Here is a 23,626-nt window from a genome sequence, read left to right on the forward strand (position 1 = left end):
TAATTATTAATTAGGGATAAGACTTGCAAGTCCTTATACCCAGTATTTTATCAGTGGAGTTTCTTTTTTTCAAAGTTCATTTAGCTTTATAACAGGAATGCTAGTTAACTATTTATATATTTAAATAGTTATATATGGAACTATTTAAATATACAAATAGTTCCATAGTTTCATATATAAATAGTTTCCTATGGAGCTATATAACTATTTACATAGCTCATAGGCAAAATTTAATTTTAATTCATACATTAGATCAGCAATAAATTTTATTTTCTTGCATTATTCACGAGGACACTCCTTTTCACTTTGTTCAAATGAGTAAGTTCCCAGATCTAAATCGTAGATTTAGATGGTCACTTATGCTCCTTCATTTAAGAAACTGTACTGAGCCATGTATAAGTTATAGTAGAATCCTTTAAGTTTTAATAATTCTTCATGGGTTCCACTCTCTACAATTTCACCATCATCTACTACCATAATTTTGTCACAGTCTCTTATAGTTGAAAGTCTATGGGCAATTACAAAGGAAGTTCTTCCATGAAGTAATTTATTTATACCTTTTTGAACTAATATTTCTGTTGCTGTATCTATATTAGATGTTGCTTCATCAAGGATAAGAATTCTTGGATTTGCAAGTAATGCTCTTGCAAAGGATATAAGTTGTCTTTGTCCTACTGAAAGCCTTGAACCTCTTTCGTTAACTTCTGTGTCATATCCTTTTTCTAACTTCATAATAAATTCATGGGCATTAACTGCCTTTGCTGCTGCTATGATTTCTTCATCAGTAGCATCTAATTTTCCATATCTAATATTCTCCTTAATAGAAGTTGAGAATAAGAATGTATCTTGAAGCATTATTCCCATTTGGCTTCTCAAGGAATAAAGATTGACCTTAGAAACATCCTTACCATCAATTAAAACTTCCCCTTCAGTAGTATCGTAAAATCTACTGATTAAGCTAGTTATAGTAGTCTTTCCTGCCCCTGTTGGTCCAACTAATGCGATATTTTCACCTGGTCTTATTTTAAAGTTTACATTGTGAAGTACCTGAACGTCTTTCTCATATTCAAAGGAAACATTTTTAAACTCTACTGCTCCCTTAATAGTTGGCATATCTTCACTTCCCTCCATCTCATCAATGGTTGGTACTACATCCATAATTTCAAATATTCTCTCTGCTGCTGCAAAGTTAGTAACTAATGTATTGTAGTAAGAAGCTATATTTATGATTGGTCTCCAGAACATACTTGTATATGATATAAAAGCTATTATGGTTCCTATAGAAACTTCTCCACGTCTAGTTAAGGTTGCTCCATACCAAAACACTATGATGGAACTTATTCCAAAGGACATATCTATAAAAGACCAAAGCCAGTCATTATATTTAACTGCTGATAAAAATCCATCTCTAACCTCACCTACAGCTTTTTCAAATTTCTTAGTAGTTTCTCCTTCAAAGGTGAAGTTTTGAATAATCTTTATCCCTGAAAAAGATTCATGGGTAAAGCCATTTAAATTAGAACGTTTTTGTCTAAATACCTGCCATTTAGCTCTAGCTTTTACCATCATTGTAGATACTACAACTGCAAGTACTGGTAAAATTATTATAGAAACTATAGCCAATTTTGCATTCATTACAAAAAGTATTACTCCTATAGCTATAAGATTTAGTGCCTGTGGTATAACTGTAGTAACAGATTTTGAAAACAGCTCTGAAAGAGAGTTTACGTCTCCAACAACTCTCGCTAAAATCTTTCCTACTGGTCTATCGTCAAAAAAGGAAAAGGAGAGTTTTTGTATATGAATATAAAGCTCTTGCCTTATAGTATGCAGTATACTGTGAGTGGTTTTATTCATTTGATAGGTAGATAATTTACTAGCATACATACCTATAACATTTATTCCTACTAACCCTAGACTTATAACTATAAGTCCTACTACATCTTTTACTTCAATATAATTATCTATAGCAATTTTTAAAAGCATAGGGCTTAAAAGCCCTGTACCCATTACTATAAGCATAAGAAAAAGCACTAAAGATACTTTTAACTTATAGGGTCTTACATATTTCACTAATCTTAATAGTATATCCCGACCCTTCAAACTATTAATTTTTTCGTCTTGATTAACTGAATTTTTAGCCATTCTAGCACCTTCTTTCTCTCTTAAAAGTTAGCCACATCTTCATCTGACAACTCTAAGAAATCTTTAAATTGAGTTTGATATATCTCAAAATACTTACCTTTTTTATTTAAGAGTTCTTGATGATTTCCTCTCTCTACTATCTTTCCATCCTCCATATATAAAATCATATCTGCATTTTTTACAGCTGATATTCTATGGGCAATGATAAAGGTAGTCTTCTTCGTGTCTCCATGGTATAGATTTTTAAGCAATTGATACTCTGTTTCCATATCTAAAGCAGAAGTTGAATCATCTAAAATTAAAATTTTGCTATCTCTTATCAAAGCTCTAGCTATACATAATCTTTGCTTTTGACCTCCTGAGAGTCCAAGACCTCTCTCACCGATTAATGTGTCATATCCATCCTTGAGTCCATCTACAAATTCCTTTGCACATGCAAGCTCTACAGCCTTTTCTAGTTCTTCTTTAGTAGCATTGTTCTTACCATATTTAAGGTTATTCTCAATAGTATCAGAGAATAGAAAAGAATCTTGTGGAACTATAGAAATACTATCTCTTAAAGCCTTTAAGTTTAAATCCTTAAGATTTATACCATCTAAAGTTATTTGTCCCTCTGTAGCATCATAGTTTCTTCCTAAGAGTGCCATTAATGTTGACTTTCCTGAACCTGTAGTACCCATAATAGCTACTGTAGATCCAGCTTTAATATTAAGATTTATATTATCTAATACATTCTTTTCTCCATAGGTAAAAGATACATTTTTAAGGGATAATTCACCTTCTATATTCTGTGGAACAATTCCCTCTTTAGAATTTTCAATAGTAGTGCTTACCTCTAAAATGTTGTTTATCTTTCCTGCTGAAGCCTTAGTTCTAGAGAATAGATTCATAAGCCATCCAAATTCTCTCATTGGCCATATAAGCATCCATAGATAACTAGTGAATGCCACCAATTGACCTACAGTAATCTTATTGTAGATTACTAAAATTCCACCTACACAGGTTACAAGAACTACAGAAAGATTCCCTAAGAACTCCTCTAATGGGAAGAACTTAATCCATATCTTTGTATGTTCCATTTGTAAGTCAAAGTTTTTAGAATTGTATTTTAAGAATTTAAGAATTTCATGTTTTTCTCTTCCAAAAGCTTTAACCAGCTTAACTCCAGCAATATTTTCTTGTGCCGTAGTATTTAGCTCTGCAATGTGGTCACTTATTCGGTCATATACATCATCAATCTTCTTTTCAGATTTTATGGTGATATATGCTATTATTGGCATAGTAGAAAGAGCTACTACGGTAAGTGTTGGACTTATCCTTAATAATAGAACTGAAGCTATACCAAAGTAGGCTATATTTTCTATTAAAAGTCTAAATCCAAAGCCCATAATGTCCATTATATTATCTGCATCTTCCCCAACCCTTGACATTAATTCACCGGTGTTTACTTTGTCAAAGTAAGAGAAGGACAGTCCTTCAATATGCTTAAATAAAGTTTCCTTTACTTCCTTAGAAATAGTTATTCCTAAATAATCAAATAGGTACTCCTTTAAATATCCAAAGAAAAACTTTATTAATGATATACATCCTATAATAAACAATATTTTATTTATAATTTCATAGTTTTTACCACGAAGTACATCATCTATAAATATTTCAGTTACATAGGGAATTGTTAAATCTGCTGAAATTACCAGAATCATTGAAACTATACCAAATATAGCTACCCCTAAATGATTTTTTACATAACTCAAGATTTTTTTCACTTGAATCCCTCCTTCAATGTGGTTATTATTATTAACCTCTTATGTTTTAATGTGTAAAATTAGTATCTACAAGCCACCTCTTAGTCATAATACTTCCTCCCTTTTGTCATATAATCCCCAATCATGTTAAACTCTGCTGTCTATAAATTTGCTATAGATATAATTAAAAATAAAAATAAAAAAGTCATAGTCCTATACCTCTTGGTATATAGGACTATGACTTAAATCATCTATAGCGTGAATAATACTAAGGATTTAATCCTTAAATATTAAAATTCATTTTAGGCTTATGTATATCTTACTTATCTTAGTATAAATAATTGTATTAAAAGCCTTATAAATATATAAAAAGTCCCGGGTTACCCTAGGACTTTTCTCACAAAATAGTTTGTTAAAAATCAATCTTTTAAACCTATATTCTGAGGCAGGGTAATATTCCAAATATTAAATTGTAAAATGTGATTATATGCACCATTAATATTGCCAGCGCCAACATTGACTCTAGCATTAACTCTATTTCTATTCATTTCACTGATTACTAATAAATTGTTTAACATTTTCCTACCTCCTTTTTTAAAATTTATTTTCTAGTTTTATTTAGTTTTACTAATTTTTACTACCCTTTTATTATATACAATTAATATAAATAATGTCAATGACTTTTTCTAAATTTTTTGAATTTATTAAATATATCATTTTTTTCAATTAAACTTTTTAAAAAAATAGCCACTATTAAATAGTGGCTAAGAAATCAAAACTTTAAATATAAAAACCATATAATATATTAAAATTTTAAATATTTATTCATATCTTATTCTGATTAAAATTCTGCTGCTAAATTAGTTAATGCTTTATCACATACTCTATATACAGTCCATTCATCCATTGGTATTGCACCAAGCTGCTTATAGAATTTTATTGATGGTTCATTCCAATCAATACACCACCATTCAAATCTACCACAATCTCTCTCTACAGCTAATTTAGCTAAGAATGAAAGAAGTGCTTTTCCCATTCCTTTTCCTCTCATTTCAGGTCTCACATATAAATCTTCTAAATATAAACCTGGTTTACCTGTGAAGGTTGAGAAGTTGTGGAAAAATAATGCAAAACTTACTGGTATACCTTCATACTCACCAATTACTACTTGAGCTGCCTTTCTAACAAATAATGATTCCATTAAAATTTCTTCAGTAGCAACTACTTCATTTAAAAGCTTTTCATAATCAGCTAATTCCTTTATAAATTTTAGAATTAAAGGTATGTCCTTCTCTTCAGCAAATCTTAAAGTATAATTTTCTACTTTAGTTTTTATTGTACCTTCCATGTTAAAAATCCCCCTATAATACATCTTTATATTTTGAAAGTTAATAAACTTTCTATAATTATATTAACCCTTTACATAGGAGTTTGTAAATATGCTTTTATTTATACTTAGATAAGTCCCATTTGCTTGTGGTAGGTCTTTCCCTTATTTCTTTTGATATATTCTTTGTTAATAACACAAAGAATACAAAAGATACTCCTGAAATTAAAGAATATTTCTTAACGTATTCTTTATCTCCTTCAATAGTTAATTTAACAGAATTTATATCTAACTCTTCAGATACATCTTCTTCATTATTAACCATGTACTCTAAAGTATCCTCTGCCTCTATTATTTTTATACCACCAAGTGCTCCATTTCCAGCAAACCATACTATTATACAAATAAGTATAGCAATACATCCATTTTTAAATCCACTTTCAGATAATCTGTAGTTAATAAGTATATTTTTCACCATATAAATTACCGCTATAAAAACTAACAATATATTTAGTCCTACTACTATATACATGATATCCTCCTTAACATTTTAATACAATTATACCATATATATAATGATATAGATATTAAATCCTATATAGATTTTTATATATTAAATCATATTAAAAGACTGAAATAGTTAATTTATCTATTTCAGTCTTTTGTTTTATATTATATTTTCTTTTGTTTATTTGTTAATTTTAATTATTTTTTTCTTTTTAAAACTAATGATCCAATTGCAACGGTAATTATACCTCCTAAGGCCATTACACCACTTCCAACCATACCACCTGTTTGTGGTATTTTACCTGTTGGTTTGCTTGGAGTACCTGGATTACTTGGTTTTCCTGTACTTGGTTTTCCTGTACTTGGATTACTTGGTTTTTCTGGTTTTTCCGGATTTTCTGGCTTTTCTGGTTTCTCTGTCATTTTATATTCTACTACTGCACTTACATTACCAGCTTCATCTATAGCTCTTACATAAATTGTTGCCTTTTCCTCAACCTTTACTGGTTCTTTATAGATAGTCCAAGTTTTATTGTCTAAGCTATATTCCATTTTTGCTGTATCTTTATCTGCTGCAGTTAATGTTACTAAACCATCCTTCTCAGTTATAACTGGAGACTTAGGTGCTGTTCTATCTGGAACTGTATACTGTGCTAATTCACTTATATTACCAGATCCATCTATAGCTCTTACATATATTGTTGCTTTTTCATCAACTTTTACTGGTTCAGTGTAAATAGTCCAGTTTTTATTGTCTAAGCTATATTCCATTTTTGCTGTATCTTTGTCTGCTGCTTTTATTGTTACTACACCAGATTTTTCAGTTATAATCGGAGACTTAGGTGCTGTTACATCTGGAGATGTATAGGATACTATCGCACTTATATTACCACTTTCATCAACAGCTCTAACATATATAGTCTCTTGTTCTTTTAATGCTACTGGTTCTGTATAGGTATCCCAGTTTTTATTGTCTAGGCTATATTCCATCTTCACTGTATCCTCATCTGCTGCTGTTAATGTTACTAAGCCATCCTTATCAGTAATAACAGGAGCTTTCGGTGCTGTTATATCAGGTATTGTATAAGTTATTACCCCACTAATATTACCAGCTTCATCTATAGCTCTTACATAAATAGTTGACTTTTCCGGTACCTGTACTGGTTCACTATATTCTTTCCATTCCTTACCATCTAAGCTATATTGTATAACTTTAGTGTCTTCATCTGCTGGTGTTAATGTTACCAAGCCTTTTTCTTCTTTTATTTTTGGAACTCCTGGTGCTGTCCTATCTGGTACTGTATACTGTGCTACTTCACTTATATTTCCAGCTTTATCTATAGCTCTTACATATATTGTTGCTTTTTCATCAACTTTTACTGGTTCTGTATAGACAGTCCAGGTTTTATTATCTAAGCTATATTCCATTTTTGTTGTATCTTCATCTGCTGCTGTTAATGTTACTAACCCATTCTCTTCAGCTATAGTTGGAGTTTTTGGAGGAGTAATGTCTATTTCTTCAACACTAGTCTTACCATCCTTTACTGTTACAAGGAACATCTTATTTACACCATCTGCTAAAACTTCTACTTTGTATGGCTCAGTTTTATCTACTAGATATAAATAAATATTTTCGTCTTCTTCATGTCCTTTTGTTATATTCCAATCCACACCATCAACCTTAACATTTGTTACATTAGGTGCTGAAATTGTTGCTATATAAGGAGTTAAGTCATTTATTCCTTTTAATGTGCACTCTTCTCCACCTTCACCTTTACCTATTGCTTGTCCTTTATCTGTTGCTGTAGCTTTTATTGTACCCTTTAATATGGTTATATCTTGTTTCTTACCACTATAACCACTACCTATAGCTGCACCATAACTACTTGAAGTTGCAGTAATGGTACCACCTTCAATATTTATAGTTCCAGCTTCACTTTTAGAGCCTCCACCTATGGCAGCACCTCTACTTGTAGTTGTAGCATTTACTACACCACCTGAAATATTTATTGATATTTTACCTTTAGCTGAAACACCTGAACCTATGGCTGCTCCAGCAGTTAAGGTACTCTTGCTATTTGATTCAGCGCTTAAACTACCACCTGAAATTAATATATTGTAATCTGTCTTACCCATACTACAATCACCTATAGTTGCGCCATTACTACAGTTAATTGCTTTAATTTCACCACCAGCAACTTTAATTGTTCCAGGTAATTTATCAATATTTTCAGCTCCTGCTCCACTACCTATAGTTGCTGATCCATTATAGCTCTTAACATCTGCAATAGCGGTTACCTTACCACCACTTATATTTATATTAGTAGCAATACCGCCATATCCACCGCCTATTGCTGCTCCTGATCCATAGGTAGTAGCATTAATAACACCATCACTTATATTTATTGTACCAGAATCCATGATTTCTGCTGAACTTCCGCCACCAATACATGCTCCATAATTATTTTTTGATGCTATTACATTTAATGTACCCTTACCTAATATTTCAAGCTCTGTACCATAAGCTGCACTTATAATAGCTCTATCTGAGTACTCAGATACACTTGTAAGGGTATTATCACCTTTTAATGTTAGAGTATTCTTAGCTCCTTTAAATTCAATTGCATTTTTAAAGAATGAAGTTACTTTTGTATTGAAATTATTTATTACAAGGTCTACATTTCCCTCACAGCTTATGTCTACGCCAGAATATGGATTCATATTTGTATTTGTATTATTTCCAACAATAGATACTGATTTTGCTGTATCTTTTATTACAACTGTTTTATCTATTAAATCTGCTGGAAGTTTATAATTACCATCACTATAAATTATATATGGCGCTTTTAATTCAGTAGTGAGTTCATCTTTATCTACAACTTTTAATGTAGTAGAATCTGTTTTTCCATTCACTGTAGAAACTGTAATTGTGGTTTCACCTTTAGTCAAAGCCTTAACATAACCGGTTTCACTTATTGTTGCAACATCTTCATTAGAAGAGGACCATGTTAAAGTCTTATCCTTTGAATTATAAGGATTTACTTTAGCACTCATTTGAAATTCTGAGCCTTCTGCCAATTCAAGATTTCTATCCTTCAATGTTACACTTTCAGGGGCAATATCTCCCTCAGATAATGCAATAGAATCAGTTTCTAGGAAATTCATAGCATAATCCACGGCTACGACTTTTACTGATTCCATATTTAAGTCACCTATCTTAAATATTTGTTCATATTCACTTCCTGTTTTATCCTTATCTAACACAATAATTTCTGTTAAAGGATCTCCTTTTTCATCTACTAATTGCATACCTTGTAAGTAATGATTATCTTTTAAAGTTATAGTTAGATATTTTACTCCATCAATTGTTTGAATTTTTGTATTTATCAATTCTGGTTCTTGTGTATCAATTGTAACTGGGAATTTAATCTCTTGTAAATCCTTTTCATCCCCACCTACTGGTATTCCACTTATTTTATAAGTATAAACTCCATCCTCAAGAGGCTTATTTCCCTTACTATTCATACTATCCCAACCAGCACCATCTACTGCATAGGTAATGATACCACTATTTCCATCATAGAAGGATTTAGTTTCTTTTCCAGCCTTATTTTTATAAACTTCATTGCCTTTGCTATCAGTTACTGTGTAACTTACTTCTTCTGCATTTCTCAATAATCCAACTACTGCATTTACAGAATAAGAGCCGTTAATATTTGGTCCTATAGCAATCTTATTTTCATCAGCTATTACAGGTTTATCCTTCCCATTGAAAAGATTTACCCCTAGGTAACTTCCTTTCCAAGTAGTTCTATTGAAATATCCAAGAGTAGTTTCATACATAGCTGCTGTTTCATCATCGTATAAATCGTTATCAAATATTGGTATAGCTTGCCAATCTCCATAGAAACCTACAAATGGCAAATTCAAATTAATCTTATCCGCATTTTCAGATATAAGTGTAACAAAACCATCAATGAAAGTTCCATTATTACAGACTTTTAAATCTTTCTTTGCACTATCAGTAAGTTTTAAAGAAATACTTATAGATTCTGTTTTTCCTCCATCTACTGTTATAATATTTCCCTCTACTCCTTCTAATGTAACACTTACCTTAGATGCATCTAATTCTTCAGAAGCTTGTGCAAAGAATTTGCCTTCATCTGTAGCCAATATTTTTTCTGTTAAAACTGTAGTATCTACAGTATACTTAACTGGCAAATCTGATGTGTTCTTTACACTAAATTTGAAAGAATATTCACCAGATGTACTATCACCCAATTCAGCCTTTGGTTTTCCATCACTTCCAATTAAGTATGCTGATGTTTTTACAGCACTATAAATATTAGCAACTCCAGAACCTTGTTTACGTGGTGAATATGCAACGCCATCTGGATCAGTTGCAGGAATTGCTGTACTCATCAACAATTGTGTTGCTAATAATTCTTTCTCCTTCATTGTTAAAGAAGGAAACTTTTCATTTATATATTGTCTCACTAAGCTAGAAGCACCAGCCATATGAGGGGTAGCCATTGATGTACCACTCATTGAACCATAAACTCCTCCTGGTAATGTAGAGTATATGTCTCCTCCCGGAGCTGTTATTTCTGGTTTTAATTTCAAATCTGGACTTACACCCCAAGATGAAAAGTCAGACATTTGACCTTTGGAAATTGAATCAAAGGCTTCCTTATATGATTTTGATATAGAAATGTTTTTTTCTGACTTATTAACGAGGATTTCACCATGTTCCTTTGAAATAAAAATAGCTGGTATTTTACCATCAGTCTTCATATTTAATAGGTTTCCTGGAGCATTGTCATAAACAATAATTCCTGATGCTCCTGCAGTAACAGCATTAGTCTCTTTCTCTGTAAAATTTATGGTTCCACGTTTTACTAAAGCTATTTTACCCTTTACATCAATATTTTTAAAATCATCTACTGTGCCAATACCTGGAATAACTACATATTCTACTGAGTCGCCTTCAAGAGAATTAAATTCTTTACTAGTTCCCTCATTTGCATCTGTATATCTTATTTTTGTTTCACCTGCTAATATATATGCTCCAATTATTTTGCTGTTATTAATACTTGCAACTGATGTGGCAGCATTATAGGTTGATGGAGATCCCACCATAGAATTATCTGGATTAGATACTAATGGAAGATCTATTCCTAAATTAGAATTATAAGTTGAACTATAGTCATTTCCTGCTGCACACATTAAATTTATTCCTGCTTCTGCTACTCTATCATAGGTTTTATTAATTACCTCTTCAGCTTCTGCTGTAAATCCAGCCCCTGAACCAAGACTCATATTAATTGCATCTGCACCTAATGCTACTGCATCGTTTAATGCTGCTAAAATATCACTATCTCTTGCCCCACTAGACTTATCACTAAATACTTTCATAATCATAAGTTGTGCATCTGGGGCAACTCCAGTTAAATTTTCACCATTAGCCCCTACTGTTCCAGCTACATGAGTACCATGACTTTGTAAATCCTTTACATCATTATCTTTATCTGCATAATCATAGGCAAAAGGAATCTTTTCACTCTTATATATCTTACCCTTTGCATTTGTATATTTAGAATTCATAAGGTCAATAATTTCAGTTTCTGTGTACTTTATGTCTTCTGGACTATTTTTAAAGGCTTCGTGATTAACATCTAGTCCAGTGTCTAACACTGCAACAACCATATTTTTACCTGTATATCCTGCTTTATTAGCCTCAGTAGAACTAATAATTTCACTACTATTTTTCATAGTTGGTTCATGGCCAACTTCTGGTTCTGGTAAATAGTGAATTGTTGAAACAAATGCATTTTTTACTCCTTTAACTGCCTTAATGGTATCTAAATCACCGTATTTAGCAGTTAAGGAAAATCCATTCATTACCACAGTGTATTCTTGTTCCACAACTATAGGAACTTCTTTCAAAATTCTTTTCGTTACAACTTCTTGTTCTTTCAATAATTTGTTATTAATTCCTTGAGATTTTGCTGATGTGATAAAAGATGATACATTATCAGATGTCTTCTCTGCTGAATAATATTCAATTAGAGGCTTGTCCTCTAATTCAACAATAATAGTTACCTCATCATCAGATTTATATAGTGAATCCAATTCACTGCTTGACTGAGAATCTGTTATAGAGCTTAATATTGTTTTTTCCCCTCTAGTAATTGAATGCGCTCTACTGACATCAATATGCAATTCATTATTATCTGCATATGCTACAAATCCATTTGTAGTAAATACAGATGTTGTCATTACGCTAATAGTAAAAATTCCTGCCATGATACGCCTTAACCTATCACTTTTCATACATATCCCCCCTATATAATTTTAATGTAAAATTTTTACACTTATAAGAATATTTTAACATTCGATGTATTTATTTCAAGAGGATTATTTCTTTGTATTTCTCACTTTTACTACATAAAAAAAATGTTTATATCCTATGCGATTTATAATTTGGGATTTTTAAACATATACGTGTACTAAAATATAAATAACTACAATATATTTAAATTATATTTTACATAAAAAATATCCTAGGCATTACTACCTAGGATATTTTACTATTCTCTTATTTTATTTATTATTTATTCTATTTACTAAGTCTTGTACAGCTGCTTTATTAACCTGTCCACCAACTTCTACTACTTTCTTAACTAACATCTTATCTGCTAAAGACTTTTGTTTATCAGATAAATTAGAATTAGTTATTATAACTGGGGAACCTGTTTTAGCTGCTAGAGGTGCAACTACTAGAGAATCTACTAACTTCATGCTTTCAGTTACATACATATTTTTTTGCTCTTTTGCAAATAATTTTTCTATAACTAATGCATTAGTTTCGTATCTATCTGCTCCTCCTATTCTATTTTTAGCTATATCCTCAGATGTGATTTTATTTAAATCTTTCATAACTGAGTTCTTAACCACAGTTTCTCCACCTATAACATAAGCTGATTTAAGTTTTTGATTCTTAAGCCATGCTAACACTTTCTTAGGAACCTTTTTAGCTTCAACTAATATTATTGGAGTCTTATCTGTAGCTGCTTTAGATGAAATAGTTAATGCATCTGCTGGAGCATATCCACCTGCTACATAGATATTCTCAACATTCTTTTGTCTATCTATCTGTGTAGCCACTGCTAGTGAGGTTTCATATCTATTTGCTCCACCTAATCTTACTACATCAATTCCCATCTTAGCCATCTCTTTAACTGTAGCTTCAGATATAACACTTGTTCCACCTACTACATAAACTGTTTTAACACCTAATCTCTTTAATTCAGTCTTCGTAGCTTCAGTTAATTTACCAGCTTCAGTTAATAATATTGGTGCATCGTAGTTTGCTGCAAGAGGTGCTGCTACTAAAGCATCAGCATAAGCTGTTCCATTAGCTATTACAGCCATATCTGACTTCTTCCAACCAGTCTTACTAACTTCTACTGCTGTTGCATATCTATCTTTTCCATATAATCTACCAGTAGACTCAACAATCTTTTTAACCTTTTTAATAGTTATTTCCTTAACAGTTGTATTTCCTGCATCATCTATAGCTTCAACAGAAATCTTGTTTTCACCTTCAGCTAATTTTACTTCATAAGCTAAATCATATTTAGCACTTTCTAAATCATTAAAGTATGACCAATCTGGTGCTATTGTTTTAACAACATTACCATTTACCTTAACTTTTAAGCTTGGTAGGTTATCGTTTATTTTACCAGAAATAATTACTGAATCTTTAGTAGTTTCAGATGGTACAGCTTCAAGGTTAATTACTGGTGCTGTAGTATCTACAAACAATTTATGAGCAAATTCTATTTTATTATTTGCAGCATCTCTAGCAGCAACCATAATGCTATGATATCCATCTTTTAATTCTACTTCAGTTGAGAAATTCCAAAGACCACTATGAGTATCAAAGGTTAATGGTACATTCTTTCCATTTACAGTAAACTCTGCTATAGCTGAAGCATCCTTTACAGTACCTTCAACAACTATCTTACCACTATTTGATACTCCAAAGAATTCTGGTCCTTCAACCATTACTGTAGGAATTGTAGTATCTCCTTGTGCTGCTCCTGTAGGCTCCTTATATTCTCCTGTAGTTGCTTCTGTTACTTTAATAGACGTTTTATTTTGTGCATAATCATAAACTTCTACAGAACACTTTTTATAATCTAATTCACTTAAATCAAATTTTCCTGTTGCATTTTCTTCTTCTACTTTACCATCACTAATAAGCACATACTTGTAAACATGACCCTTATTATTGTCTTCTGCAATTACTTCTAGTTGTTTAGTATCTTTATTATAATTAACTTTATTAACTGCAGGTGCCTTTGTATCAACATTTACCTTAAAGTCAAAGTTTTGCCACTTAGCATTTTCATAATCTACTTTTGCTTTAACTCTATAAGTATATGCACCATCTGCAACTACCTTATTGTTAACAGTTCCATCCCAAGTAGCATCTTTGCGGATACTATACTTATCGTATTTTCCATCATGGTAATGCTTTCTTACATTGAAATCTTGAGTTAAATTTCTTATAACTTTTCCATCTTTATCTAATACTTCTATATCTAATTCCTTCATATTTCTTAAGTAAGAAAGAACAGGTAATATTGCATCATTTGCACCATCACCATTTGGTGAGAATGCAACTTTATTACCATCTGTATTTTTACCTGATAAATCTACACCTAGGAAATCTAAATTATCATTAACTATAGATGTAACCCCATAGAAAGAAGCTCTTTTTGTTTCATAGATTGATGCATCTATAGCTGGAGCTTTATCCCATTCACCTTTAAATCCTAGATATGGAATACTTAAAGTTGGGTTTGTATCTGTAGGATCAGTTAAATTTACAAATCCCTCAACATATCCACCATTTACAAAAACATCTTCAATGGATGCTTTATTAAATGCTGTTATAGTATTGCTTAAATCTACAGTAGCAGTAAGTTGAGCTTTTCCATTTTTAGCTACCTTAATTGTATTATTACTAAAAGATATTGGGAATTTTTTAGTATCTTTATTAATTATATTTTGTGCTTCCAAATAAGTGTATTGATCATCTACTAAATCTGTTTGAACAGTACCTGCCACATTATAAGTTAATTCTTTATCACTAAAGTTTTGAACTTCTATAGTAAATGTAGCCTTGTTATCCTTAATTTCTTTTAAATTAACCTTACATTCACCAGTAGTTGTATCTGTAACTATAGCTGGTGTAGTAGTAGCAGCTTGAAGATCCATAACTCCTGCACCCTGTCTTCTAGGTGATGTATAGTTAGGTCCTGCAACTACTCCAGCTGCCTGATTTGCTCCATTATCTACATGAGCTATAGCTGTACTCATCATTAACTTTTTAGCCATTTTAGCTCTTGCTTCACCAGTTAATTTAAATTCTTTATCTACTCTTTGAAGTACTAATGCTGATCCACCTGCTACATGTGGTGATGCCATAGATGTACCACTCATGTTTCCATATTTATTATTATTTAATGTTGACCATATATTACCACCTGGTGCAGTAATTTCAGGTTTAAACTCTAAATCTGGAGTAGTTCCCCAAGATGTAAAATCTGACATACTTCCTTTAACTGTATTAGGAACTGATATAGTATTACCATTGGCTACAACCTTAACTTCTGAAGTTTTTAGTTGTGTAGCAATTTTAGCACCAAATGAATTTCCTATAAACAACGCTGGAATTGTACCACCCTCTGGATACATCATGCTTATAAGTCCTTCTCCACCACTAGCATTATTATATACTATAACTGCAGTAGCACCTGCTGCTTCAGCATTAGCTATTTTATCTGTAAAGTTATAACCACCACGCTCGATCAAGGCTAAATTACCTTTTACTTCTGCTGGGAAGTGTTCTGGTAATCCACCTAATCCACAATCTACAGCTTTAAGTTCTTGTCCTTTAAATACAGATAAAATATCTGTTCCTGATGAAGTATATGGAGCTATATTCTTTTGTCCATCAATTGAAAATTCTAGTCCATATCCAGTAACCACATTGTTTTCTATAGACGCTACTTGAAGAGAATCTGTTGCTAACCCTGGAGAACCAACAACACCATAGTCAGGATTTTCAGCATATGGATTATCATATCCATTTCCAAACACATTAGAGTTTCCTGCTGATATTGCCATAACTACACCATTATCTACAGCTCTATTAACAGCAACTTGCTCTAAATCTGTATCATCTACAAAGGATGCTGTTGAACCCAAACTCATATTAATAACATCTGCGCCTAGAAGTACAGAATCATCTATAGCCTTAACTATAACATCACCAAAGGTAGAAGCCATAGCTGGGTCATTACCAAATACCTTCATTGCAAGGATTTGTGCTTCCGGAGCAACTCCTTTAATTCCATCCTTATTAGTATCTCCATTAGCTCCTACTGTTCCTGCAACGTGCATTCCATGCATTGAAGCATCTGGACCTAAATCTAAGATTTCTTGGTTATTGTCCATATAGTTGTATCCATAAGGAACCTTTGTGGTTCTATAGGTACCTGGTAATTTCTTTTCCTTAGATATAGCTTGTACTTCATCTACTTGAAGTTCAGCTTTATTTTGAGCTGTAAGTACCATATCTTTATGTGTTGAATCCACACCAGTATCAATAACTGCTACTACTGTACCTTCTCCATTGTATCCACTAGCCCAGGTTTGCTTTGTTTTTATGATTTCACCACTATTGTTCATCATAGGCTCTGGTCTTTCATATTCATTAGCAATAGTAACTGACTTAACTCCAGCCACACTTTCAAGTTTTTTAGCTTGTCCTAGAGTAGTTTTTACACTAAATCCATTAGCTACATTAGTAAAGCTATTTATAACTTCAAATTTAATTCCTTTAGAACTGATCTTACTTTGTAATGAACGTTGTTCTTTTAAAACTTGGTTTTGAAGTTTACCAACTTCAAATTTACTCATTTCATCAAGTTTTATCCCCTTTTTAGTAGCCTTTTCAAGTACAGCCTCACTGTCTAACTCTACTATAACCCTAACTTCATCAGAATCTTTAATTGTTTGAAGTGCTGGTTCTTGTTTAATCTGAGCCTGTAATACCATTAGTTTTTCTTTGCTTTCTCCCAATGACTTAACTAGTTCATTAGGCGATGCAAAAGCTGTCATTGTTGAACCTAACACTAAAGATATAGCTAGTCCAACAGATATGCCCTTTTTAAAGTTCATTAAATTACCCCCTTGATATATAATTTTCTTAACCTTATATGATATGTATATAAACTTATTAACTTATGTTAATTATTTTATATACTTTTAAGAATATATTAACAGTATAAGAATTTATTTCAATAAAAAAATTATCTGATTTTTCTTCCATAAACACGAATATATTACATAAAAATAGTTTTTATTGTTTTTTTATCCATACATTTTGTATTTTTTTAACATATAAATCCACAATAATCCAAATATCTACATTGTTTTTAAAATAAAGTATAGCAAAAATTTTAATTTCGTATATCTAATCATTTGTAACTTTATTTGAAGTTTATATTTTATTAACTATATATTCCTTGATTTTATAATTAAATTATGATTATAAATCATCTTGATTTATTTTATATTCATCCATTTTATCTATTATTTAGTATAAATAAGCCTTTTTTTATAGTATAATAAAATGCATAATCTACTAATTATTGCTTAACCTACTATTAATAAATAATTAAGGAGAGTTTTATATGAATTCAAATAAAAACTTACTAATAAAAAATGCTGTTCGTGAAAGCTATAAAAACATAGCTCTCGGAAAGACAGATAATAATAGTTGCTGTAACACTAATAAAATATCTCTTAGAAAGTCCGCAGTAGAAATTTCAAATAAAATAGGGTACTCTGAAGAAGAAATAAACTCTGTACCTTCAGGAGTAAATATGGGGCTTGGCTGTGGTAATCCTCTTTCTATATCTAAATTAAGTCCTAATGAAACTCTTTTGGATTTGGGAAGCGGCGGTGGTTTTGATTGTTTTCTAGCTTCAAAAAAGGTGGGTCCTAAGGGTTTTGTAATTGGAGTTGATATGACTCATGAAATGTTAAGAAAAGCTCGAATGGCATCCTCTCAAAACGGCTATAAAAATATAGATTTTAGACTTGGCGAGATTGAAAACTTACCTGTAGCAGACAACATTGTGGATGTAGTTATTTCTAACTGTGTTATAAATCTATCTCCAAATAAACAAAGGGTTTATGATGAAATATATAGAGTTCTAAAACCTGGTGGACGTATTGCAATTTCTGATATAGTTTTAATGAGAGAACTTACAGAGGACATGAAGGCGGATGAATCCTTATATTGCGGGTGAGTTACCGGTGCTTCTTCAGTTGAAGAATTAGAAGTATACTTAAAAAACTCAGGTTTTAAAGAAATTAATATAACTACTAAAGCCGTTCCTAAGGAATATGAGGAAAAGTGGGGACATAATCTTAAAGTTGGAGAATACATAATGTCTTCATATATAAAAGCATTTAAATAATACTTAAATAAAAAATGATTAGAGTTAATTGACTCTAATCATTTTTACACTAAAAATGTTATATCATTTATTAGATTTTAATACTACCATTATAATTATCTACTATTTAAAATTGAAATACATTCTTCTGTAGATACTAATTGTTGCTCACCATTTTCCATATTTTTTAAAAGTATTTTATTAGATGTTTTCTCATCTTCACCAATGATAATAACATATGGTATAGCTAATTTATTTGCATATTTCATTTTTTTAGCAAACTTTCCACCTTCAAGGTAAATATCAACTTTAATCTCAGATTGTCTTAATTGATTACAAACTTCAATACCATAATCAAAATCTTCATCCATTGGTATCACTAAAACATCTATAAGTGAATTACTATCTAAATCTATAATATTACTTTCCATAAAACTCCAGAATAATCTTGTTAATCCAATAGATATACCAACTCCTGGAAGTTTTTTATCAGTATAGAACTGGGCTAAATCATCATATCTCCCACCTGAACACACTGAACCAAATTCTGGATAATCATCTAAGAATGTTTCATATACTGTTCCAGTATAATAATCTAATCCTCTAGTTATCTTAAAGTCAACTACATAATTTTTATCAGGAATTCCAAAAGCTTTTATATACTTATTTACAGTTTCTAATTCTTCAACACCTTCTAAAAATCTTTCGTTGGTCACTGAACTATTTTTTAAGAACTGAATCTTCTCCTCATTGCTACCTTCTATAGTTATAAATTTAATAACCTCATCTATTCCTTCACTGGTTTTTATATATTCCTCTAATTCTTCTCTGACCTTGGCTTCTCCAATCTTTTCAATTTTATCTACGACTCTTAATACCTCTATATAATTATCTATATCTAAACTTCTTAAAAACCCATCTAGGATTTTTCTATTATTAATTCTTATTTTAAAGTTATCAAAGCCTAACTCTTTAAATATTTTATATATAGTACTAGGAATCTGAGCATCATTTACTATGCTTAATGCTCCATTGCCAATTACATCTACATCACATTGATAGAATTCTCTAAATCTACCCCTCTGATTCCTCTCACCTCTATAAACTTTTCCAATTTGATATCTTTTAAATGGAAAGGCTATTTCTTCCATGTGTTGAGCTACATAACGTGCAAGTGGTACTGTTAAGTCAAATCTTAATGCCATCTCTGTACTACCCTTAGTTAAAGTATATATTTGCTTTTCTGTGTCTCCACCTGTTTTAGCAAGTAATACTTCACTTTTTTCAATTATAGGAGTGTCTATAGGTAGAAATCCAAAAGACTCATAATTTCTTCTAATGACATCATAAACATTATTAAAGGCTACTTGCTCTCTTGGAGTAAGCTCCATAAATCCTGGCAATATACTAGGCTTTGTTATTTTTGTACTCATATCAATCTCTCCTTAATTTATAAAACTTATATAATATTCATCTGAAAATCTGAAGCTTTCATACTATAAAAAAATCTCTAAAGACAACTAGTATCCTTAGAGATATAAAACTCAATAACTCCATAGATACATTTGCCTTCGCACAAATAGGCCCTATCTATGGCTTAATTTTAAAACCATAATTATAAGACCTTGCATCTATGATGATGTTCATATTTTCTATTTGACAAGTATTTCACTACAACCATCTCCCGTGTAAATAAATCCTATTATAAACAATTTATCATTTAATATATTTCATGTCAATAATTTTAAGTGACTTATACTCTAATTCTTATATACAATCCTGTTTATTAATCTAAGGATTTAGATAATCCATCTCTTCTATTTCCATTTCGACCAATAACTGTGTCGGCCGTAATTAGAGAATTTAGAACTGACTCCTCTACAGCTTCTGCAGCTGCTCTAAAAAAGAAATCGATATAATTTTCATTAATTACATTAACTTTACTAGTTACACATTCCTCATAATGTTTAATTTTATTAGCTGTACTAAAAGCAATTGCTATATCACCACTTCCATTTCCAAGATAAGAACCTAATCTTGTTATACCCACAATACTTCTCTTTGCAACTCTTTTCAATTGTCTTGGTGATAGTGGAGCATCTGTAGCTAAAATTATCATAATAGATCCCTTTTCCAAATTATCTATATTACAGTTTGAGTTAGTTACATTTATATCTATATTATTCCCATATAACATAGGTTTTATATCATTGTTATTAAGTATAAAATCTTCCTTGATTCCAAAATTCGATAGTACCAATGCACCTAGTGTATATTCTTCATCTTTTATATTTATTTTTCTAGAAGAAGATCCTATGCCACCCTTATACCCAAAGCAACTCATTCCAGTTCCTGCTCCTACTGCTCCTTCTAAAAAATCTGTAGATGCATTATTTATACTTTCAAATACGTGCTCTTCTTTAACATGAAGTCCTCTAATATCATTTAGATACCCATCATTACATTCTCCAACTATAGGGTTAATAGTTCCTGTTTCAACACCTATATCAGTGTTTATTGAAAGCATATATCTGACTAATCCTTGACTTACTGTCCCTACATTTAAAGTATTTGTAAGCATAATTGGTGTTTCAATTGTTCCAAGCTCCTCTAATTGTATGGTTCCTACAGTCTTTCCAAAACCATTTATTACGTGAACAGCTCCATATACTTTATCCCTGAATAGATTTCCATCATGGGGTAATATAGCTGTTACTCCTGTGTTTACATCTCCATATTTTAATGTAACATGACCTACCCTTACTCCTTTTACATCAGTAATCTTATTTTTTTCTCCCCTTTGTAATTTTCCTACAGTAACTTCATAATCTCTAATTCTCTTCATTATTTCCTCCTAAATTCAAATCACTTATTATAACACTCTATACACTTATCTATATATTTTTAAATAATGACTTATTAAATATTCATCTTCTTAATTTTACTATATTATCTTTCTAAATTTCAAAGTTTTATAATTATTTTCCACTTTTATCTTCAAAGGCATATATGTTCATTGAAAGGAGTTGATACTATGGCAATAACAAATACTAAAAATAATACAGCCTTAGTTATTAAATATACAAAGGGGCAAAACCAGGATGGTAGTCCGAAAATTCAAAGTCAAAAATTTTCAAAGGTAAGTGGATCTGCTACTGATGAAGAAGTCTACAATTTAGGCATAGTAATTGGATCTGTACTAATAAGTGAACCTACAGAAATTAAAAAACTAGATGATTATACTTTGAATGAAGGCTAAAGATAAAAAATTTCTACTCTCTCATAATTATAATTCTAAAAAATAAGGAGGATTAATAATGGAAAAAAAATTAGTTATGACCTTTAAGGATGAAACGGAAAATAAATTTAATCTTACAGTTAACTCTGTTAAAGACAGTATATCACCTACAGAAATTAACAATATAATGGACTATATTATATCAACTGGAATATTTAAAAGCAAAAATGGAAAATTAGTTTCTAAAACTTCTGCTATAACCGTAGATACTAGCACTACTGAACACCCATTAGGTAACTAAAAAGGAGTGATAAGCACGAGGGTACTTTTTCAGTATCCTCGTGTTTATATCACTCCCTTTTTATATTTTCATTTCCTTTCACCTGTGTCTCTTGCTATAAGCTAAAATTAATTACTATATAATGTCTAAATCTAATTCATTTCTTAACATATCTTCGTAGGTTTCTCTTTTACATATGAGCCTTGGTCCTAATTTTCCAACTAAAACCACTGGCGCCTTAGGAATCTTATTATAATTACTACTCATGGAATAGCAATAGGCTCCTGTAGAAAGCACTGCTAATATATCACCTTTTTTTACCTTTGGAAGACTTATATCATTAATTAATACATCTCCTGATTCACAACATTTACCAGAAATAGTAACCATAGCTTCTTCATTATTTTCTACATTATTGGCTATTAATCCTTGATACTGTGCACTATATAATGATGGTCTTATATTATCTGTCATTCCCCCATCTACAGATACATATTTTTTAATATTAGGAATTTCTTTAACTCCTCCAATAGTATATAAAGTGATTCCACTATTTCCAACTATACTTCTACCTGGTTCTATTATTATATTAGGATTCTTCATCTGTAACTTTCTACTACAACTCTCTACTTCATTTAAAATTCCAGCACAATATTCCTCTATAGTTTTGGGATCGTCACCTTCACCATAATATATACCAAACCCTCCACCTAGGTTAAGTTCTGTCATACTAATTTCAAAATGATTATTAATATTATTCATTAAATTAATCATAATCCTTACAGCTTCTCTATATGGTTCTATATCAAATATCTGCGATCCTATATGACAGTGAAGTCCTTTTAAATTTATATTCTCAAGCTCACTTATACTCTTTACTACTCTAAATATATTATCCTCCAAAAGAGTAAATCCAAACTTAGAATCAATCTGTCCAGTCTTGATATATTCATGAGTATGTGCCTCAATTCCCGGAATTATTCTAAGTAATATATCCTGAGTTTTTCCATAAACCTCACATATATTATTAATATTCTCTAATTCCATCATATTGTCCACAATAAAGGTTCCAACACCCGCTTTTATTCCTAGTTTTATCTCTTCAATAGTTTTATTATTTCCATGAAAATATACTTTATCCATAGGAAAGTCACTGACTATAGCAGTGTAAATTTCTCCTCCTGATACAACATCCAAGCATAGGCCTTCATTCTTTATAACTTGAACAATAGCCTTAGTTAAAAATGCTTTTCCAGCATAGGCTACTTTGTTATCATTCATTTTTGCACCCATGGCTTTCATATATCTTCTACAGTTATCTCTAATTTGCTCTTCATCCATGACGTAAAGAGGAGTTCCAAATTTTTTAACCAGCTCTAAAGTATTAATTCCACCCACAAAAAGATTGTTTTCTCTAACATTCATTGTTCCAAATAAGTTCATAGTAAATTCTCCTTTCAGCTCCCCACTATAAGTTTATGAGAGTAATATTTATTTGGGTACTTATGTACCAAAATAAAAAAAGGCGGACAAAGGAACACCTTTGTCACGCTCATTTTAATTCACTATGAACATAACAGGTGTTACTTTGTAGCTCTCCACTATTTTCATAGTGGCAGTATAGCACATATTTTGTACTATCCCAGAGTATATCCTTGCCAGGTTATTCTCTTCGGCTTTTCTCCCCTTTCTTCTTGTATCATCGTGTGCCCACTTCTCAAGAATACTTTTGGTAAAAGCTCCTCTACCCTAAATAACATCTCTTAATTATCTAAATTTAATTTTAATACTTATTGGGATAAATATTTTAATTTTCTTAATAATATAATACTAAACAAACAT

At 31.1% G+C, this 23,626-nt stretch carries 13 protein-coding genes and 1 riboswitch; of the genes, 3 read left to right on the forward strand and 10 right to left on the reverse strand.

From position 1 onward, the window contains the following. Positions 1 to 357 precede the first annotated feature (357 nt). The 7 genes from ACTNBA_RS18325 to ACTNBA_RS18355 form a co-directional block, all read right to left on the reverse strand. Positions 358 to 2,145, reverse strand: a complete 1,788-nt coding sequence (locus ACTNBA_RS18325) for an ABC transporter ATP-binding protein (protein ID WP_441075715.1) — start codon at positions 2,143 to 2,145, stop codon at positions 358 to 360. Between the two features lie 20 nt (positions 2,146 to 2,165). Continuing rightward, entirely contained in the window at positions 2,166 to 3,911 is a 1,746-nt protein-coding gene (locus ACTNBA_RS18330) for an ABC transporter ATP-binding protein (RefSeq protein WP_441075716.1), read from the reverse strand. Positions 3,912 to 4,309: 398 nt separating this feature from the next. Beyond that, the gene (locus tag ACTNBA_RS18335; RefSeq protein WP_167403122.1) at positions 4,310 to 4,468 is read right to left on the reverse strand and encodes a hypothetical protein; all 159 of its coding nucleotides are present in this window, start codon (positions 4,466 to 4,468) and stop codon (positions 4,310 to 4,312) included. A 263-nt stretch (positions 4,469 to 4,731) separates the two neighbouring features. Next, positions 4,732 to 5,238: a GNAT family N-acetyltransferase gene (locus tag ACTNBA_RS18340; RefSeq protein WP_346847472.1), complete on the reverse strand. Its 507-nt coding sequence runs from the start codon at positions 5,236 to 5,238 to the stop codon at positions 4,732 to 4,734. A gap of 97 nt (positions 5,239 to 5,335) precedes the next feature. Further along, complete coding sequence (locus ACTNBA_RS18345; RefSeq protein ID WP_441075717.1) at positions 5,336 to 5,749, reverse strand: hypothetical protein; 414 nt, start codon at positions 5,747 to 5,749, stop codon at positions 5,336 to 5,338. A 173-nt stretch (positions 5,750 to 5,922) separates the two neighbouring features. Next, entirely contained in the window at positions 5,923 to 12,057 is a 6,135-nt protein-coding gene (locus tag ACTNBA_RS18350) for a S8 family serine peptidase (RefSeq protein ID WP_441075718.1), read from the reverse strand. Between the two features lie 270 nt (positions 12,058 to 12,327). After that, entirely contained in the window at positions 12,328 to 16,980 is a 4,653-nt protein-coding gene (locus tag ACTNBA_RS18355; RefSeq protein WP_441075719.1) for a cell wall-binding repeat-containing protein, read from the reverse strand. 515 nt (positions 16,981 to 17,495) lie between these two features. On the opposite strand from ACTNBA_RS18355, the gene arsM reads away from it, so the two are divergent. Continuing rightward, positions 17,496 to 18,287, forward strand: coding sequence for an arsenite methyltransferase (gene arsM / locus ACTNBA_RS18360; protein WP_441075720.1), 792 nt, complete (start codon positions 17,496 to 17,498; stop codon positions 18,285 to 18,287). A gap of 95 nt (positions 18,288 to 18,382) precedes the next feature. Here arsM and hisS read toward each other — a convergent pair whose 3' ends face one another. Together hisS and ACTNBA_RS18370 are read right to left on the reverse strand one after the other, a co-directional pair. Beyond that, complete coding sequence (gene hisS, locus ACTNBA_RS18365) at positions 18,383 to 19,699, reverse strand: histidine--tRNA ligase (protein WP_441075721.1); 1,317 nt, start codon at positions 19,697 to 19,699, stop codon at positions 18,383 to 18,385. A 353-nt stretch (positions 19,700 to 20,052) separates the two neighbouring features. Next, complete coding sequence (locus tag ACTNBA_RS18370) at positions 20,053 to 21,111, reverse strand: DmpA family aminopeptidase (protein ID WP_441075722.1); 1,059 nt, start codon at positions 21,109 to 21,111, stop codon at positions 20,053 to 20,055. Positions 21,112 to 21,300: 189 nt separating this feature from the next. Here ACTNBA_RS18370 and ACTNBA_RS18375 point away from each other — a divergent pair, with 189 nt between their 5' ends. After that, on the forward strand, positions 21,301 to 21,525 hold the full coding sequence (locus tag ACTNBA_RS18375; RefSeq protein ID WP_150845717.1) for a DUF1659 domain-containing protein: 225 nt from the start codon (positions 21,301 to 21,303) through the stop codon (positions 21,523 to 21,525). Positions 21,526 to 21,583: 58 nt separating this feature from the next. After that, positions 21,584 to 21,805, forward strand: coding sequence for a DUF2922 family protein (locus tag ACTNBA_RS18380; RefSeq protein ID WP_150845716.1), 222 nt, complete (start codon positions 21,584 to 21,586; stop codon positions 21,803 to 21,805). A 114-nt stretch (positions 21,806 to 21,919) separates the two neighbouring features. On the opposite strand, the gene lysA is transcribed toward ACTNBA_RS18380, so the two are convergent. After that, positions 21,920 to 23,227, reverse strand: coding sequence for a diaminopimelate decarboxylase (gene lysA / locus ACTNBA_RS18385; RefSeq protein WP_441075723.1), 1,308 nt, complete (start codon positions 23,225 to 23,227; stop codon positions 21,920 to 21,922). A gap of 140 nt (positions 23,228 to 23,367) precedes the next feature. After that, positions 23,368 to 23,539, reverse strand: a riboswitch (Lysine riboswitch). Between the last annotated feature and the right edge of the window lie 87 nt (positions 23,540 to 23,626).

The organism is Clostridium sulfidigenes (genome assembly GCF_052067195.1).
Taxonomy (GTDB): domain Bacteria; phylum Bacillota; class Clostridia; order Clostridiales; family Clostridiaceae; genus Clostridium_J; species Clostridium_J sulfidigenes.